Consider the following 16,525-nt stretch of genomic DNA (forward strand, 5'->3'; position numbering starts at 1 on the left):
GTCATTCCACCACGAGCGTTTCACCGCCCGCCTCGACCCGGTCGCCGACCCGGAGCTTCCTGCCGCGCCGCGTCTCCACCTCGCCGTTCACCCGCACTTCCCCATCGGCGATGATGATTTTCGCCTCGCCGCCGGAGGCAACGATATTCTCGGCCTTCAGAAAACTATCAAGCTTTATGTATTCGGTTTCGATCTTCATCGTGTTATGGCACTCCCAACGGTATTCGTCCAAGTTGGTTGTCTTTGTAGCACTTTTTTGTTATGAAGAGGAGATTTTTCACGCCCAAAGGAGATTTGCCATGCTCACCACATCCGACTTCAAGCGGGGCCTCGTCATCAAGCTCGACGGTGCCCCCTGCGTAATCCTCGACGTCCACTTCCAGTCCCCCTCAGCCCGGGGCGCCAGCACCATGGTCAAGACCAAGTACCGCAACCTCCTCACCGCCCAGGTGCTGGAGAAGACCTTCCGTTCCGGCGACAAGGTGGAGGAGGCCGACTTCGAGCGCCACAAGGGGCAGTTCCTCTACGCCGACGGCGACCGAGGGGTATTCATGGATCTCGAAACCTACGAGCAGTTCGAAATGGACGCTGACTCCTTCAGCGCCATCCAGCCCTACCTCCTGGACGGCACTGAGGTAACCCTCGGCCTGTTCCAGGAGCGCCTCGTGAGCGTAGATCCGCCCCAAGTGGTAGAACTCACCGTCACCGACACCCCCCCGATCATGAAGAACGCCACCGCCACCGCCCAGACCAAGGAGGCCACCCTCGAAACCGGCCTGACCCTCCAGGTCCCCCCCTACCTGGAGGTGGGAGAGAAGATCAAGGTCGACACCCGGGACTGCCGGTTCGTATCCCGAGCCTGATTCGCAGAGCAGCGGAGTGAAAATTCCCGAGCCGGCACCGGGAAAATCGAAAAAGGTATTGACACAATCCCGGCCAGAGGTTATAAGTTAAAGCTCTTTTCGCCCAGATAGCTCAGTCGGTAGAGCAGAGGACTGAAAATCCTCGTGTCGGCGGTTCGACTCCGTCTCTGGGCACCAGAAAAATCAAGGCTTCGCGATTTTCTCGCGAGGCCTTTTTTTGTCCCTGGAATTTCCCTCTCCCCAGGCAAACAACAAAAAGAAGGGGTGGCCAAAAGCCACCCCTTCTTTTTTCACTGCATGTCAATTACTGACTTCTCTCTTAGTGCGACCCTCCGGAGAGGAAGGCGAAGAGCATCAGCACCGTCAGCGATATACCGATGATAACCGCGCAGAAGCCAAAGGCTTTGACGATGAAGTCGTAGGCAACGCCGCTCGTTTTCTTGGCAGCGAACTGTTCGGTGATCCCCAGTTCCTCGTAGCGCTTCCACTGATCGCCCCGCTCTTCAAGGAATTCATGCTTCGGTATCTGGCCGTTGAAGATGACGAAGTCCATGGGGAACTTCTCGGGACGGCCGTGGGTGTTGAAGAAGTGGACCGTGAAGATGAAGCCCGTGGCAAGGAGCGCCTCATCGGAGTGAACGATGGTGGCGACGTTGAACATCCAGCCCGGGAGGAAGCTGCCGAAGAACTCGGGGAACCAGAGCATCAGGCCCGAGCCGCCGATGGCGAACATACCCCAGAAGACCGCGATGAAGTCGAATTTCTCCCAGTAGGTCCACCGCTCGAAAGTCGGTTTGGGCCCGCGGAAGAGGAACCATCTAACCATGCCGGCCACGTCCTTGATGTCACGGAAGTTGGGCATGAGGGAGTCGGGGCCGAACATGCGCTGGAGCCAGTTGCCCTTGAGATCCTTACGCACGAAGAGGAAGTGGAGGGACAGGAGTATCGCGCTGAAAAAATAGACAAAGGTGATGCAGGCGCCAAGACGGTGAATACGACCGGCATTGGCTGAGTGGCCGAATATGTGATCCATCATGAACTTCGCCCACTGCTGGTCGCTGAATTTAAGGGGAAGCCCCGAAAGCGACAGGAGGAGGAAGCTGATGATCACCAGGAGGTGGAGGAAGATGTGACGCTTCTTGAAGCGGCGATACACCTTGTGGCCGTCGGGGACGTGATGCTCCTCGTGGCCCTGGATGAGGGCCTGCTGCTTTTCGCGGTTCTCCACGAAGCCCCGGAACATCCACAGAAGGGTGTGAACCCAGAACACGGCGAAGGTACTGACGAGGAGGCCAGTCATTGCCACGAAGGTGTAGAAGAGGATCGGGTATTTCACACGGTCGTGGGAACCGTGGGCGTAGAACTTGGTGAAGAGGGGGGTCGCCTTCGGATGGCACTTGGCGCACGTGGCGACGAGATTCTGGGGGTTGACGCTGGAGTTGGGATCCTTGGCAGGGAGAACGCCGTGGGCGGTGTGGCAGTCGGCGCAACCGGCAACCTTCTCAGGGAAGCCGAGGCGGTAGTTCTTGCCATGGTAGCTTTCCATGTAGGTTTCGACGGCAACGGTGACGACGTTGTTACGCTCCATCATCTTCTCGTCGGCATGGCACTTCATGCAGACCTTGGTATGGAACTCCCGGTTTTCCTTGGACTTCGGATCACCAAGGGGCTTGATTGCATGGAGGTTGTGGCAGTCGTTACAAGCCGCCGAGTCCATGTTGCCGCCAGCCACGGACTTTCCGTGGATGGAGTTGCGGTAGCCCGCCTCCTTGTCGTGGCACTGGATACATTTGGCCACAACTTTCCGTTTATCCTTGTTCCAGTAGGTATGGGTATGGATATCGGTGTGGCAGTCGGCGCACATCACGTCCTTCTGGGCATGGACGCTGGCGTAGTGCTCGGAGTTCTCCTTCTTGTGGCAGCGCTCGCACCGAACCTTGTGGACCTTTGTTTCGCCTTTCATGTGCTTGGCGAGATCAGTAATCTCCACGTGGCAGCTTGTACAGGCGTTTTTGCCGTGGACCGACGCGGCAAATGCCGAGGCGGAAACCTTGTTGCTGTGACAGCCGAGACAGGTGGCCGGGTCAATTGCCATGCCACTTTCGGCAGCCGCTGGCCGGGCAACGGCCATGAGCAGCAGAAGTGCGGGGACCAGCCGAAAAACCTTCGACAACATGCATGCTCCTCCTTGTGAGGTATTTTTTCTTGCTTCCCGATAAATATCGATAAAACAAGGTATTGCAAAAGAAATCAAAGAATGTCTCGACTCACCAGATTAACTTGTTCGACAATGCCAACCAAAACCATTTCAATGGATTAGCAAGATGCCGAACAATCGGAAAATAAAACGATATTCTAAATATTAAAAGTCATTCAATGAATAAGTATCAATCTCGGGGATAGTAATACCCAAGGGGGGAAAATGCAACAAAATAGTATACTTTTTTTATACATAGAGGCAATCGCAGCGGCTTAAACACGACATAACATTATCCCTGCTGCGTCAGGGGCAGTTCCGTACCGTGACAATCCCCTCCGCGGCGGCAAATTTGAGGAATTCCGCTGCCCCCTCTCCGGAAAGGGCGAGTCGCGCAACGACATCACCGGCCCGGCAGCAGCCGTCGAGCCCCTCGAGAAGAAGGAAATAGGACTCCAGGAGAGATTCGGTAAATATGTCGTTGCCGCGGGGATAAATGACGGCCCATGACGGACTGGGCGAGAAACATGCACAGATTTCCCGAAGGTCTGCGTTGCCCGCTTCCAGCAGATCGGTGATTTCATAGGAGAAGCGGGCAAGCCTCGTGGATGGAGCAAGACACACTACCTGATCGAGAATATTCAAGCCGGCGAGGCTGCGGTCGGTGGGAAGCTCCGGCGGCGGCGCCAGAAGCGCCGCCGCGTAATGATAGTGATAATCGACCAGGTCGAGAGCCACGGGGAGAAGACGACGCACCCGCCGGTCGGCAAAGATGTGGGCAAGAAACGAGCGCTGCAGCGACCAGATCGCCTCGTCGCCCAAGGCCTCCTCCCGGGCTTCAATCCCTTGGCGTGCGAGCCATCCGCCGAAGGCGTCGAGAAACTCTGCCGGCGTCAGGGAAAGGGGGGCAATGACGCCGTTGAACCAGGCGACCGCTTTTCCCCGGCTATAGAAGATGTCGCAGGCTCCGGCAAGGCGGGCGGCACGTTTCATGTCCGGGGCCGGAAACGTCGGGGTGGCGGTAAGCGCGTAGGGGGGCGCCGGAAGGTGGTCGAGCCCTGCCTGAGCCGCGCGGGCGGCAAGGGGGGTGCCGGGGAGAACGGCAAGGGGGAAGATGTCCAGATGGTTCGGGTAGAGGGCGAGGGCGAAGTCGAGGGATTGCCTGAAGCCTGCGAGGGAGTCGCCGGGGAGTCCGTAGATGAGATCAAAGCCGAAGACGGCCCCGCTTTCGTTGAGAAGCGCGACTCGTTTTCGAAAGTCGTCCGGATCGAAATGCCGCCGTATCCCCTTGAGGATGGCCGGGTCGGCACTCTGGAGGCCGATCTGGAGAGAGCAGGTAATGCCGGCAAAAAGCCGGGCCATCTCCCGGTCCAGAAACTCGCTCCGCACCTCGAAGTGGAAGTGGATATGGGGGGCGCGCTTGCGGATCATCCGCAGGATCGTCTTGGCCCGCTTCGCATCGACGTTGAAGGTGGAGTCGAGGACAAACACCTGGGGGACGTTGTGGCGGACGAGAAAATCGAGCTCCGCGTCGACCCGCTCCAGAGAGAACCGCCGCACCCCCTTGGTCCCCTTGTAGTCGAAGCAGTACTCGCAGGCGAAGTCGCACCCGCGGGAGAGTTGCCAGAGAAGCCCCCCGTAGCGCCCGGGCTCGATGATTCCCGACAAAAAGGGGGACGGAATGGTGTCAAGGAGCGCCACCGGCTTCTGGGGCCGGCTTGCCAGTTTTCCATCGTCAAGCCAGGCCGTCCCCGGCGCGCCACGGAAAGGACGCCCGTCGGCAAGCCGGGCCGTCACCTCGAGAAACGGCACCTCCCCCTCGCCGAGGATGAGAAAATCGTACCCCCCCCCGGTGAGCGTTCCGAGGGGGTCTGCGGTTGCCTGGGGGCCGCCGGCGAAGATGGTGATGCCGGGACGGTTCCGCCGAAGCTCCGCCGCAATCCGCCCCGACTCCTCGGTGTTCCAGAGATAGAGGGAAAAGCCGACCGCATCGGGCTCGTGGGCAAGAATCTCGGCAGCACAGACGTCGGCTGGCGTTGAACGCAAAAAATCGCAGAGCGTGACAGCAACGCGGGCGGCAAGCTCCTCGTCGGTGCCGAGGTATGCCTTCAGGAACGCGTTGGCGAGAGGGACGGCCTGGGGAGAGGGAACTGGGTGGATGGCGGCAAGGACGACCTTCACGGACTCCTCCGGGGGTAAAATGAGACCACTCCGCCAGGAATGGCATGACGGTGATGGTTAGGATGACCGACGGGGCCTGGCCTTGATCTTGGGGACGCCGTTTTCGATGACGATGCGGAATTCCACCCGGTCGGTGCCGTATTTTGCCACGATCGCCGGCTTCTGCTTTTCAATGGCGGAGGCGACCATATCCCTGGTCACCGTCTCGACGGGGAGGTTGCAGGAGCGGCGCGCCTCGATGAACTGGCGATAGAGCTCGTCCGCCTCGTCGTGGGACGGGGACGGAGAGGCGTCATTCTTGGCAGCTTGGGCGGGACGTTCGTGCATGGCCATGCGGAACCGGTCCCGGGAGTACTTTCCCTCCTCCATGAGCCGGAGGATCCGGTTCCAGTACTGCCGGTAGGAACCCAGCTTTGCCACGAGGGAGTTGTACTTGAAGTTCAGCATGGTGTTGACGATCTTCACGCTGACGTACTTGCGCGCCAGCCGGTCGACCGTCTCGAGCAGGCGCAGGGGCTCCCGCTTCTCAAGGCCGAGGAAGTACTGCTCGTACTTGATGATCAGCTCATTGAGGCACTGCTCGAACTGGGCTATGTCTTCCGGAATTCCCATAGGTTCTCCGGGTTCGACTATAGACAGAAACCCCCCTCGGTGTAAAGACGAAAGCTTCCCGTTGCACCCGTCTATTCGCTTGACGTCCGCGCGGGGCATCGTATAGAGTAAATGGTTTCAAATCCAATGATTTCTCCTCAAAGGAGGGCCGTCATGGGCGATCTTGCGGCGATAATCCTTGCCGCCGGCAAGGGAACGAGAATGAAATCCGATCTGGTCAAGGTGATGCATCCCCTGGCCGGCGCACCGATGGTCGCGTGGCCAGTGGAGGCGGCCCGGCAGGCGGGGACGTCCCGCATGGTGCTGGTGGTCGGCCACCAGGCGGACACCATTCGTGAGCACTTCGCAGGAACAGAACAGGTAGCCTTTGCCCTCCAGGAGGAACAACTCGGCACCGGTCACGCCGTGGCCAGCGCCGCCGCGGCCCTCGACGGCTTTACGGGGAGAGTCCTCATCCTCTGCGGCGACGTCCCCCTTATCCGGCCCGAGACGCTCCGGGGGATGATCGACGCCCACGGGGCCACCGGTGCGGCCCTCACGGTCCTCACCACGCGTCTTGAAAACCCCTTCGGCTACGGCCGGATCATCCGCGGCTTTGACGGCCGGGTCATCCGGATCGTCGAGGAGAAGGATGCGACTCCCGAGGAGCGGGGCCGCAGAGAGGTAAACGCCGGCATCTACTGCGCCGAGGCGGCGTTTCTCTTCGACGCGGTCACGCGGATCGGCAACGACAACGCCCAGGGGGAATACTACCTCACCGACATCGTCACCATGGCCAACGAGCAGGGGCTCCGCTGCACCGCCCATCCCGTGGCCGACCCGGTTGAGGTCATGGGGGTGAACGACCGGGCCCAGCTGGCCGAAGCGGGGCGGTTTGCCCGGCAGCGGATCAACCGGGAGCTCATGCTCGACGGCGTGACCATCGTGGATCCGGCCGCCACCTACATCGACCGGGGGGCTGTCGTGGGGCGCGACACCACGGTCCATCCGGGAGTCCACCTCTCCGGCGAGACCCGGATCGGCGAAGGGTGCACCATCGAACAGGGGGCCGTCATCAAGGGGAGCACCCTCGGCAACGGCTGCGTCGTGGAACCGGGGGCCGTCATCCGGAGCTGCCGCCTCGGGAGCCACGTCATGGTGAAGGCCGGCTCCGTCATGGAGGATGCGATCATCCACGACCACACGGCCATCGGCCCCATGGCGCACCTCAGGCCCGGAACCGAACTCATGGCCCACGTGAAGATCGGCAACTTCGTCGAAACCAAGAAAATCACCATGGGCGAAGGCTCCAAGGCCTCCCACCTCACCTACCTGGGTGACGCCTCCATCGGCAACAACGTCAACGTTGGATGCGGCACCATTACCTGCAACTACGACGGGGTGCGCAAGCACCGCACCGTCATCGAGGACGACGTCTTCGTGGGAAGCGACGTCCAGTTCGTGGCGCCCGTCACCGTCGGGCGGAACTCCCTCATCGCCGCCGGCACCACGGTGACCCGGGATGTCCCCCCCGACTCCCTGGCCATTGCCCGGGCCCCCCAGGTGAACAAGGACGGGTGGAAACTCAAACAGCGGGATCAGTGACCCCTTTTTATCCATTTACTAACGGAGATTGAGACTATGTGCGGAATCGTCGGCTATATCGGCGCCCAGGAGGCGACACCCATCATCCTCGACGGACTCAAGCGCCTTGAGTACCGGGGGTACGACTCCGCCGGGGTCTGCACCCTCGATGCCGGCCGGGCCAAGGTACGGCGGAGCGAAGGGAAGCTCTTCAACCTGGAGCGTCTCGTGGCGGCCCAGCCCCTGCTGGGGCGGATCGGCATCGGCCACACCCGCTGGGCCACCCACGGCAGACCCTCCGAGATCAACGCCCATCCCCACCAGGCGGGCTCCGTCATCGTGGTCCACAACGGCATCATCGAGAACTATCTGGAGTTGCGGGAACGGCTGAGGGGAACCGGCCGGGAGTTCCTGAGCGAAACCGACACGGAGGTGATTTCCCACCTCATCGACGAGAAGTATGGGGCCTGCGGCGACTTCGAGCGCGCCACCCGGCAGGCCCTGGCGGAGCTGCGGGGGGCCTACGCCGTCTGCGTCCTCTGCGAAAAGGAACCGGGGGTCCTCATCGCCGCCAAGCAGGGCTCCCCCATGGTGGTGGGGCTCGGCACCGGCGAGTTCTTCGTGGCCTCGGACATCCCCGCCATCCTCTCCCACACCCGGGAGATGGTCTTTCTCGATGACGGGGAGATGGTCGTCTTCCGCGACGGCACCCCCTCCTTCAGCCGGGTGAGCGGCGAGCCGCTGGAAAAGGCCTCCCGCCACATCGACTGGTCTCCCCTCATGGCCGAGAAGGGGGGATACAAGCACTTCATGCTCAAGGAAATCTTCGAGCAGCCCCGGGCAGTCCGCGACACCATCGCCGGCCGGCTCCGGGAGGAGCAGGGAGATGTCTACCTCGAAGACCTGAAACTCACCGATGAGGAGCTCAGGGGCATTGACCGGATCTGCATCATCGCCTGCGGCACCTCGTGGCACGCGGCCCTGGTGGGAAAGTTCCTCCTGGAAGAACACTGCCGCCTCCCGGTGGAGGTGGACATCGCCTCCGAATTCCGCTACCGCAACCCGGTGGTGAACGACCGGACCCTCATGGTTCTCATCTCCCAGTCGGGAGAGACCGCCGACACCCTGGCCGCCATGCGCGAGGGAAAAGCGCGGGGGGCCAGGAACATCGCCATCTGCAATGTGGTTGACTCCTCCATCGCCCGTGAGGCCGCGGGGGTCGTCTACACCCACGCGGGACCCGAAATTGGCGTCGCCTCCACCAAGGCATTCGTTACCCAGTTGGTGGCCCTCTACCTCTTCACCATCCGGCTCGGCCGGGCACTGGGCACCCTGGACCAGGCCAAGGGGCGCGCCATGATCGGCGAGCTCGTGAAGATCCCCGCCCTCCTCGAAAAGACCCTGGAGATGAACGACACGGTGGAGAAGGTGGCCCGCCGCTACATGAACGCCCGGGATTTCCTCTACCTGGGGCGCGGCGTCTGCTACCCCATCGCCCTGGAAGGCGCCCTGAAGCTCAAGGAGATTTCCTACATCCACGCCGAGGGATACCCCGCCGGCGAGATGAAGCACGGCCCCATCGCCCTCATCGACGAAAACATGCCGGTGGTGGTCCTCGTGCCGAAGAACTCCACCTACGAGAAGGTTCTCTCCAACATGGAGGAAGTCATTGCCCGGGGGGGAAGGGTCATCGCCATTTGTTCCTCCGGCGACGACGGCGTTAGCCAGAAGGCTGAGGAGACCCTCGAAGTCCCCTCAGACGGCGAGGAACTGGCGACGATCCTCTTGTCGGTCCCGCTCCAACTCCTGGCGTACCACGTGGCCGTTCTCAAGGGAACCGACGTGGATCAGCCCCGGAACCTGGCCAAGAGCGTGACCGTGGAATAGCGGTTGACTACTAGAAACAGCCAAGCTGGCACTGCCGGATCTTATACCTCTTGCTATTGGCCGCGTTCGCGACGGACATCGGCTTTACGTTCAGTTCGTTGGCGAGGGCGAAGACGTTGGCGCAGGTGAGCGCCCCCTTTTCCTCAAGATCCTCGACGCGGCTGGAGACATCTTCGCTGACCGGCTCTGTCGCCGAGCCCAGGTGCGAAGTCTTGGACACCGCGAAGCAGGCGAGTTGACAGTCTGTCACGCGGATGCCGAGCTTGTCGATCATCGCCCCCACATCAAGGCGGGAAACCCCCACGTTGCCGGCCACCTTCCAGCCTGCCGGACAACTCACGTATCCGTCTTTCACGGCCGCTTTCACGGCGCTTTCCAGCTGTGCCAGGACTTCTTCGGAGAGATTACTCGGGTTTTCCGGCAACGTGATCCTGCCGCTCTTTTTCTTCCGGTCTGCATCACAAAAGTCGCGCATGGCAGTTCTCCTCTGAAATAAATCTACTCCTCTTGCTTGTAACGTGTTGCTTTACGCGTTCTGCGGCGCACCCTTCCGCAGGGTCTCTAGCCACTCCTGAATAAAGAGGTCGAGGTACTCCCGGCTGATGGCGCTGGAATGGGGCGTGATCAGGACGTTGCGTTGCTCCCAGAGAGGCGAGGAGGCCGGCAGCGGCTCTTCGGCAAAGACATCCAGACCGGCACCTGCCAGGCGGCCATCCTCCAGGGCGGCCACAAGGTCTTCCTCCCGGTAACAGTTCCCTCGACCCAGGTTGTAAAGGTAGGCTCCCGGCCTCATGGCATTGAAGTGTCGTGCGGTGAAAATACCATCGGTTGCCGTCCCGCCGGGAAGCAGCAGAACCACATGATCGGCTTCAGGCAACGCCTCCTCCAGCGCGTCAAAAGAGATCACCCTGTCGACACAAGGGCTGCCCGCAAAGGATTCCGGGTTGCGCTTGACCCCGGTTACGTGCGCACCGAAGGCTTTGAGCAGTTCCGCCATGGACTGCCCCAGCGCCCCCAAACCTACGATCATGACCCGCTGGCTGAAGAGGCCGACACAACCGCTGTAGTCCGGACGCCCCCACATCCGGCGGCCCTGATCTTCAAGCGACTGGCCGAGGCGCCGGTTGAAATAAAGCATCATGGAGAGAAGACTCTCGCGCATGATACGACCGTGGAAGCTGCCATGACAGGTCATCACCCTCCCTGACGGGTCTGCCGCAACCCAGTCACGGCCGGCGGCAGGAGTGAAGAGTGCCTTAAGCCGGGGAGCGGTCGCATACCACTCGGGTTTGAAGACCCACACAAGGGCATATTCGGCATCGGGAAGCCGGTCCATGAAGTCGCTGTCGCTCGCCGAGACGGTAATGGCCACTTCCGGGAGTGCTTGGCGTATCTGCTCGACGTGACGTGGCTTCAGGGTGAAGGCGTCAATGTTGTTGTGCAGATGGATAAGGAGATTGCTGATCTTCATGGGTGCGTTTCGCTCTCAGAAACCGTCGGTCTTATCAATGCGTTACAGGAGTAACGACTATATCGATTCTGGCAGGCGTGGTCAATCTGCTGCGGCAAATCAGTACCCTCTTGTTTTCTCGGAGATATATGTGCCCCCCTCGTGCCGCTACCGCAAGTGCCGCACTGCCCGCGTGAGCCCTTCCAGCGTGAGGGGGAACATGGGAAAGAGACCTCCTACCACGGGGACGGTCTCGTAGTGCATCCAGGAATTCTCGGGAAGCGGGTTCATCCAGGCCCGCCGGCCGAAGGCGTCGGCAAGCTGGCGGAGCCAGTCCAGGCCGGACATGGTGCCGGCACGATACCGCTCCAGAATGCCGGAAGGGCTCATCAGTTCGTAGGGGGCCATGGCCCCGTCGCCCACGAAGATGAGTCGATACTCCTTTCCGTACTCCCTGATCACCTCGGCCGTGGGGATGGATTCGTCGGAATCGAGGTCGACATAGAGGTCCTCGTAGACGCAGTTATGGAAGTAGAATGCGCGGAAATCCCTGAAATGGTTGAGTCCGTGGGCCGCGGAAAAGAGCCGCTCCGACAGGGCCCTGAACGGCTCCATGGAACCACCCGAGTCCATAATCAGCAGAACGCGCACCTGGTTCTCCCGCTCGCGGGCAAAGACCAGATCGATCTCCCCGGCGTTCCTGCAGGTCCTGTCGATGGTGCCCTCAAGGTCGAGATGTTCCTCGGCACCGCATTCCCTCAGATCGCGCAGACGCTTCAGTGCCACGCCGATCTGGCGCACATCCAGGGTCAGATCATTGCGCAGGTTGCGGTAGCGCCGGCCAAAGGCCTGGAGCACGGCCCTTCCCCCGCCCCCCTCGGCAGCGAAGGATATCCCGGAGGGGTGGTTGCCGCCGGCGCCGAAGGGGCTCGTCCCACCGGTGCCGATCCACTTTTTCCCGCCGTGGTGGGCACCGTCCTGGGTACGCAGCCGCTCTTCCAGCTGCCGCAGCAGTTCGTCCAGGGAAAGCGCTTCCAGGCGGGCCAGCTCTTCCTCTGAAAGACGCCGCGGAGCCTGCGCATCCCGGAGCCATTCCAGGACCTTCTTCCTGGTGGCAAGATCTTCGGGTATCGGTGCATCCTTGAAGCAGTAGGCGAAAGCCTGGTCAAAGGCGTCGTAGTGGGCGACGTCCTTCACGAGGAGGCTGCGGGAGAGGTAATAGAAGTCCTCGAGGCTCTGGTTGTGGAGCCCATTGGCAAGCCCCTCCAGCAGGGTAAGCCACTCGGTGAGGCTCACCGGCACCTTGAGCGCCCGCAGTGAGTGGTAGAGAGCCAGAAACATCAGCGGAAAAAGCGGCGGCCCGCGGTGCGGACATCTGCCGACCGGCTGGCGTGGTGGGCGAGGATGTCGGCATCCTCCTGTATCTTGACGAGGGCGCCCAGAAACGGCACCGATTGGAGCGCGGGAGTCTCCTCCTCCGGCAGCCGTGCGCCGCTGGCCAGCAGCACCCGGATCCAGTCCAGCAGCTCCGAGGTGGAAGGGCGCTTGCGCAATCCCGGCACCTCGCGCAGACCGTAGAAGACCTTGCAGGCACTCCTCATGAGCTCGGCGGGCAGGTCCGGAAAGTGGACATCGATGATGGCGCGCATCTGCGTCTCGTCCGGAAAGTCGATGTAGTGGAATACGCAGCGGCGCAGGAACGCGTCGGGAAGCTCCTTCTCCGAGTTCGATGTAACGATCACCACCGGACGATGGGCGGCCGACACCCATTCGTCGGTCTCCAAGACGTGGAAACGCATCTCGTCCAGCTCGAACAGCAGGTCATTGGGAAACTCTATGTCTGCCTTGTCCACCTCGTCGATGAGGAGCACCACCCGCTCCGCGCTCCCGAAGGCCCTTCCCAGAGGACCGAGCTTGATGTAGTGGCGGATGTCCCGGACGTCTCCATCGCCGAAGCGGGCATCATTCAGGCGCTGGACCGTGTCGTAGGTATAGAGGCCGTCGCGGGCCTTTGTGGTGGACTTCACGTTCCACAGGATGATCTCCATCCCCAATGCCTTGGCGATATGGTAGGCGAGAAGAGTTTTTCCCGTGCCCGGCTCCCCCTTGAGCAACAGCGGCCGTTCCAGGGCAATGGCCACGTTGACCACGTCCTGGAGCGCCCTGGAGGCGACGTACCCCTCGGTACCGCAAAATTGATGGAACGGGAGATTGCTCATGGTGCTCTCCTTTATTTGCTATTCTTGCCGATTGCGTGCTGCCATATTTTAATATAAAGGTACCATTTTACCATTTTACTGTCAACATAGGCGCTCACTTCTACCTTTCCATGTTCCACCTGATGTAGGCAGCCTTCGGTATGTTGCCACTCCTGCGGCCAACCACCCCTTCCGCCACATACGACATTGTAAAATCATAATTAGCCACAGTGAATGGCAGATCGTTAGAGATTCATTCAACCACGGCAGTGACGACTCGCCAGGGACCTGAATTATGAAAAAATTTCCGATTACATCGTGGTCTCTCCCGCTTTTCCTGCCGGAGGCATGGCGGCCCTCAGCCTGCCCACCCGCTCAACCACGGGAGGATGGGAATAGTAGAACGCCGCATAAAGGGGATGAGGGTGGAGATTGGAGAGATTCTCCGTGGAGAGCTTCACGAGGGCTGAGGCCAAGGCCTCCGCATCCCCCGTAATGTCGGTGGCGAAACGGTCCGCCTCCCGCTCGTGGCGGCGGGAGAGCCAACTGGAAAGGGGGGTGAAGGGGAAGGAAACGATGGAGCCCAGGAAACCGAGGATGACGAGTCGCGCCGCGAAGGAGGCGTCCGTCAGGCCGATGAGCCCCGGAAATCCCTCCCATCCCGTGAGTTTCCAGGCAAACCACGAGCCGGCCAGGGCACCGGCTTCCGTGAGGATCAACCGCCGGCGGATATGCCCCTTCTTCCAGTGGCCGATCTCGTGGGCAAGGACCGCCAGGATCTCCCGGTGGCTCATCTGGCGGATGAGGGTGTCGTAAAGGACGATACGCTTTACCCGGCCGATGCCGGTGAAGTAGGCATTGGAGTGGCGGCTGCGCCGGGAGGCGTCCACCTGCATGACCCGGCTGACCCGCAGCCCGGCCCGTTCACACAAGGCGCGGATCTCCTCCTCCAGCCCCTCCTCGGCGACCGGCTCGAACCGGTTGAAGAGGGGTTCGATGACGTAGGGGGAGAGGTACATGAGGAAGAGGGAGACCATGGCGAAGAACCCCCAGACCCAGAGCCACCAGAAGCGGGGACTCCACGCCACGAGGGCAAAGGCCCCGGCCACCAGGAGCCCGGTCAGCACCACCGCGATGAGGGTCGACTTTGCCAGGTCCGAGAGCCAGAGGCCGGGAGTCGTGGTGTTGAAGCCGTAGCGGACTTCGAGGCGAAAGGTCCCGTAAAGGTCGAAGGGGATGCCGAGGAACGTCTGGATGAGGGTGAGACCCAGGAAGAAGAGGACACCCGAGAGGACGAAGGAGCCTCCCAGGGAGGCGAGCCACCGGTCATAGGCCGGCAGAAGCCCGAAGAGAAAAATGAGGAGGAGCGCCGCGTCGAAGAGGGACTCGGCGAGCCCCAGGCGGCTCTGGTCAAGGGTATAGGCAACCGTTTTGCGGAGGGTTTCCGGCTCCACCGCCCCCTCGAAACCGGAGGGGACGGTGGAGCCGTACCGTTTCAGATGGCGGAGATTCAGCGTCCGAAGGAAAAAGCCGGCGCCAAGGGTAATGAGGTAGAAAAGGATGATGACGGCGGTCATGGAGGAGGAGAGCGTCAGCGCTTCACGGTCCCTTCCTCGATGATGACCTGATACCGGTAGCCGCCGCCGAAATCCTTGTCCTTGCGGAGGGTGCCGGTGGCGGTCACCACGTCACCCACGGCCGGAAGATCCTGGGTGGTGACGGTCAGGTCGTTGGTTCCCTTCTTGGCATCGCCGCTACCGTCCTGGAGGTGGACCCAGTTTTTCCCCATGATGCCCGCGGACACCCTCATGACCTTCCCCCGCACGGCCACGGGTTTTCCGTCGAGGCTCCCCCTCTGCTCGTAGGTCTCGGCGATAGTGTGGGCGTTGGGGCTGGCAGCTTTCTCAACCTTCACCTGTTCGGCCGGGGCTACCACGACCCCCTTGCTCCCCGGAGAGCTCTTACCCGCCGTGCTTTCCACAGCCGATGCGAGACCCTCTGAGAAATAGATGCTCTCGAAGGTGCGCTTGAGGGCTTTACTGGCGAAGTTCTTCATCTCCATCCCCGGCTTGAGGGTAATCTCTCGGCCCACCTCCACGGGGGTTTCGGGGATGGCCGCCCACGTCTTCTTCCCGTCCCGCTCCAGGAGAAGGTAGGTGTACCCGCCGCTCGCCATGGTTTCCGCAACCTTCCCCGCCAGGGGAACGCCTGCCGGGGCGGTGGCCCCTCCCATGGAGGACGCGCCGGGACCGAAGGCGTGGGCACCGAGGGGGAGCGAAAGGGCAAGCGCGAGGGCTGAGATGCTGAGTGCTTTGTTCATCAATGGACTCCTTCAATAATGAGTAATCGATCCCTTCACCGGAGGGGAAGGGATCAGTGGATTTCAGACTACCCGCTTCAGAAAAAAGAGACAACCCCCTTCTTCAGGGGGCGCCTTTTTCCGTCACGTCATCAGGATCTTGTTTTTCAGGATGAGAACCTCGAAGGCAAGGACCCCCTTGCGGGCAACGACCTGGAGGCTCTCCTGCCTGGCGCCGAGGAGCTCCACCCCACCCACGGCGCAGAGGATGGCCACCACCCGCTTGTTCATAACCAGGGGTACGAGGATCATCCCCTCGGGCTTGTCCCCCCCCAGGGCCTTCAGCAGCCTGAGGTTTGCGGGAGTACCGGCCACGGGACCATGGTAGAGGACCCGGGCCTTGGTCACCGACAGCATTACTGACGGCTCGTCGAGGCCGATTCTCAGTTCGTCGAACCGGGGGACCGGGTTTCCCCCATCGAGGGCCATCCACCCCGCCACGGCATCCCGGGTGACGAGGAGGAGCGCTGCCCGGCCGAACTCCTGACCCACGTAGTTCAGGATGGCCCGCGCCACCGCATCCCGGTCAGGGGCATCGACCAGCTCGCGGGAGAGGGTGTCGATGGTGTGCCGCTTGGCGGCTTCGATCCGGGTAGCGTCGTACCCCCCCTCTCCCCACGGAAAAAATTCCTCCCCCTCCGCGGGGAGCGTCGAAAAGTCGACCACCTCGCGCGGAGCGGCGATGGCCGCGTCAGCGGGTTTCGGCTGGTAGCTGCAGACCCTTCTCCCCCCCAATCCCTTCGACACCGGCAGATACCGCAACTCCCGCTTGATGCCGTAGTACTTTTCGAGGGCCATCAGGAGCCTGATCTCCGGGGCCACCAGCGGCACGATGACATGGCCGGTCCTGAAGGCTATCTGATCAATGGCGGGAAGATCGGACGGATCGGCCATGACGAGGAACAGCCGCCGGTTCTCCAGTCTGAGGGGGACCACCTGGTACTGCTCCACCACCTCCAACGGCACCGCCTCTATAATGGCAGGGGAGATGTTCATCAGCTCGTCCGGGTCGACGCAGGGGACCCGCAACTTCTCACTCAGGACCCTCGCCAGTTCCTCCTCGTCGATGCATCCCATCTCGACAAGGTTCGTTCCGAGCCGTCCTCCGAAGATGACCTGGCTCCTCAAAGCCTCATCAAGCTGGTCCGGCGTGATCCGGCCTGTCTTGACCAGCATTTCTCCAAGTCTAAGCGCCATACGGTGCGTTTACCTCCT

General features: G+C 61.5%; 14 protein-coding genes and 1 tRNA gene. 4 read left to right on the plus strand and 11 right to left on the minus strand.

What is annotated here, in order from left to right:
- Position 1: 1 nt before the first annotated feature.
- Positions 2–199, minus strand: coding sequence for a S4 domain-containing protein YaaA (yaaA, locus tag GMET_RS00490; RefSeq protein ID WP_004514103.1), 198 nt, complete (start codon positions 197–199; stop codon positions 2–4).
- A 100-nt stretch (positions 200–299) separates the two neighbouring features.
- Between yaaA and GMET_RS00495 the strand changes: the two genes are divergently transcribed.
- Positions 300–863 (plus strand): elongation factor P, encoded by a 564-nt coding sequence (locus GMET_RS00495; protein ID WP_004514104.1) that lies wholly within the window; start codon positions 300–302, stop codon positions 861–863.
- 101 nt (positions 864–964) lie between these two features.
- Positions 965–1,040 (plus strand) — tRNA-Phe (locus GMET_RS00500).
- Positions 1,041–1,182: 142 nt separating this feature from the next.
- On the opposite strand, the gene GMET_RS00505 is transcribed toward GMET_RS00500, so the two are convergent.
- The 3 genes from GMET_RS00505 to GMET_RS00515 all read right to left on the minus strand — a co-directional run bounded on the left by GMET_RS00505 (position 1,183) and on the right by GMET_RS00515 (position 5,853).
- Positions 1,183–3,039, minus strand: coding sequence for a cytochrome c3 family protein (locus GMET_RS00505; RefSeq protein ID WP_004514105.1), 1,857 nt, complete (start codon positions 3,037–3,039; stop codon positions 1,183–1,185).
- A 327-nt stretch (positions 3,040–3,366) separates the two neighbouring features.
- Entirely contained in the window at positions 3,367–5,241 is a 1,875-nt protein-coding gene (locus GMET_RS00510) for a B12-binding domain-containing radical SAM protein (protein ID WP_004514106.1), read from the minus strand.
- Positions 5,242–5,298: 57 nt separating this feature from the next.
- On the minus strand, positions 5,299–5,853 hold the full coding sequence (locus GMET_RS00515; RefSeq protein WP_004514107.1) for an MXAN_5187 C-terminal domain-containing protein: 555 nt from the start codon (positions 5,851–5,853) through the stop codon (positions 5,299–5,301).
- A gap of 153 nt (positions 5,854–6,006) precedes the next feature.
- Between GMET_RS00515 and glmU the strand changes: the two genes are divergently transcribed.
- Both glmU and glmS read left to right on the plus strand, forming a co-directional pair.
- On the plus strand, positions 6,007–7,437 hold the full coding sequence (gene glmU, locus GMET_RS00520) for a bifunctional UDP-N-acetylglucosamine diphosphorylase/glucosamine-1-phosphate N-acetyltransferase GlmU (protein ID WP_004514108.1): 1,431 nt from the start codon (positions 6,007–6,009) through the stop codon (positions 7,435–7,437).
- A 36-nt stretch (positions 7,438–7,473) separates the two neighbouring features.
- Positions 7,474–9,303 (plus strand): glutamine--fructose-6-phosphate transaminase (isomerizing), encoded by a 1,830-nt coding sequence (glmS, locus tag GMET_RS00525; RefSeq protein WP_004514109.1) that lies wholly within the window; start codon positions 7,474–7,476, stop codon positions 9,301–9,303.
- A 10-nt stretch (positions 9,304–9,313) separates the two neighbouring features.
- Here glmS and GMET_RS00530 read toward each other — a convergent pair whose 3' ends face one another.
- The 7 genes from GMET_RS00530 to GMET_RS00560 all read right to left on the minus strand — a co-directional run bounded on the left by GMET_RS00530 (position 9,314) and on the right by GMET_RS00560 (position 16,507).
- Positions 9,314–9,778, minus strand: a complete 465-nt coding sequence (locus GMET_RS00530) for a hypothetical protein (protein WP_004514110.1) — start codon at positions 9,776–9,778, stop codon at positions 9,314–9,316.
- Positions 9,779–9,829: 51 nt separating this feature from the next.
- A complete protein-coding gene (locus GMET_RS00535; RefSeq protein ID WP_004514111.1) occupies positions 9,830–10,774 on the minus strand; it encodes a D-2-hydroxyacid dehydrogenase in 945 nt (314 codons plus the stop codon).
- Between the two features lie 147 nt (positions 10,775–10,921).
- A complete protein-coding gene (locus tag GMET_RS00540; RefSeq protein WP_004514112.1) occupies positions 10,922–12,094 on the minus strand; it encodes a vWA domain-containing protein in 1,173 nt (390 codons plus the stop codon).
- Entirely contained in the window at positions 12,094–12,972 is an 879-nt protein-coding gene (locus GMET_RS00545) for an AAA family ATPase (RefSeq protein ID WP_004514113.1), read from the minus strand. Before GMET_RS00545 ends, GMET_RS00540 begins: the two co-directional genes overlap by 1 nt.
- Before the next feature lie 290 nt (positions 12,973–13,262).
- Positions 13,263–14,528 (minus strand): M48 family metallopeptidase, encoded by a 1,266-nt coding sequence (locus GMET_RS00550; protein ID WP_011365626.1) that lies wholly within the window; start codon positions 14,526–14,528, stop codon positions 13,263–13,265.
- A gap of 14 nt (positions 14,529–14,542) precedes the next feature.
- A complete protein-coding gene (locus GMET_RS00555; protein WP_004514115.1) occupies positions 14,543–15,271 on the minus strand; it encodes an OB-fold nucleic acid binding domain-containing protein in 729 nt (242 codons plus the stop codon).
- A 123-nt stretch (positions 15,272–15,394) separates the two neighbouring features.
- Positions 15,395–16,507 (minus strand): general secretion pathway protein GspE, encoded by a 1,113-nt coding sequence (locus GMET_RS00560; protein WP_004514116.1) that lies wholly within the window; start codon positions 16,505–16,507, stop codon positions 15,395–15,397.
- Positions 16,508–16,525: the final 18 nt, after the last annotated feature.

Source organism: Geobacter metallireducens GS-15, from assembly GCF_000012925.1.
GTDB lineage: Bacteria > Desulfobacterota > Desulfuromonadia > Geobacterales > Geobacteraceae > Geobacter > Geobacter metallireducens.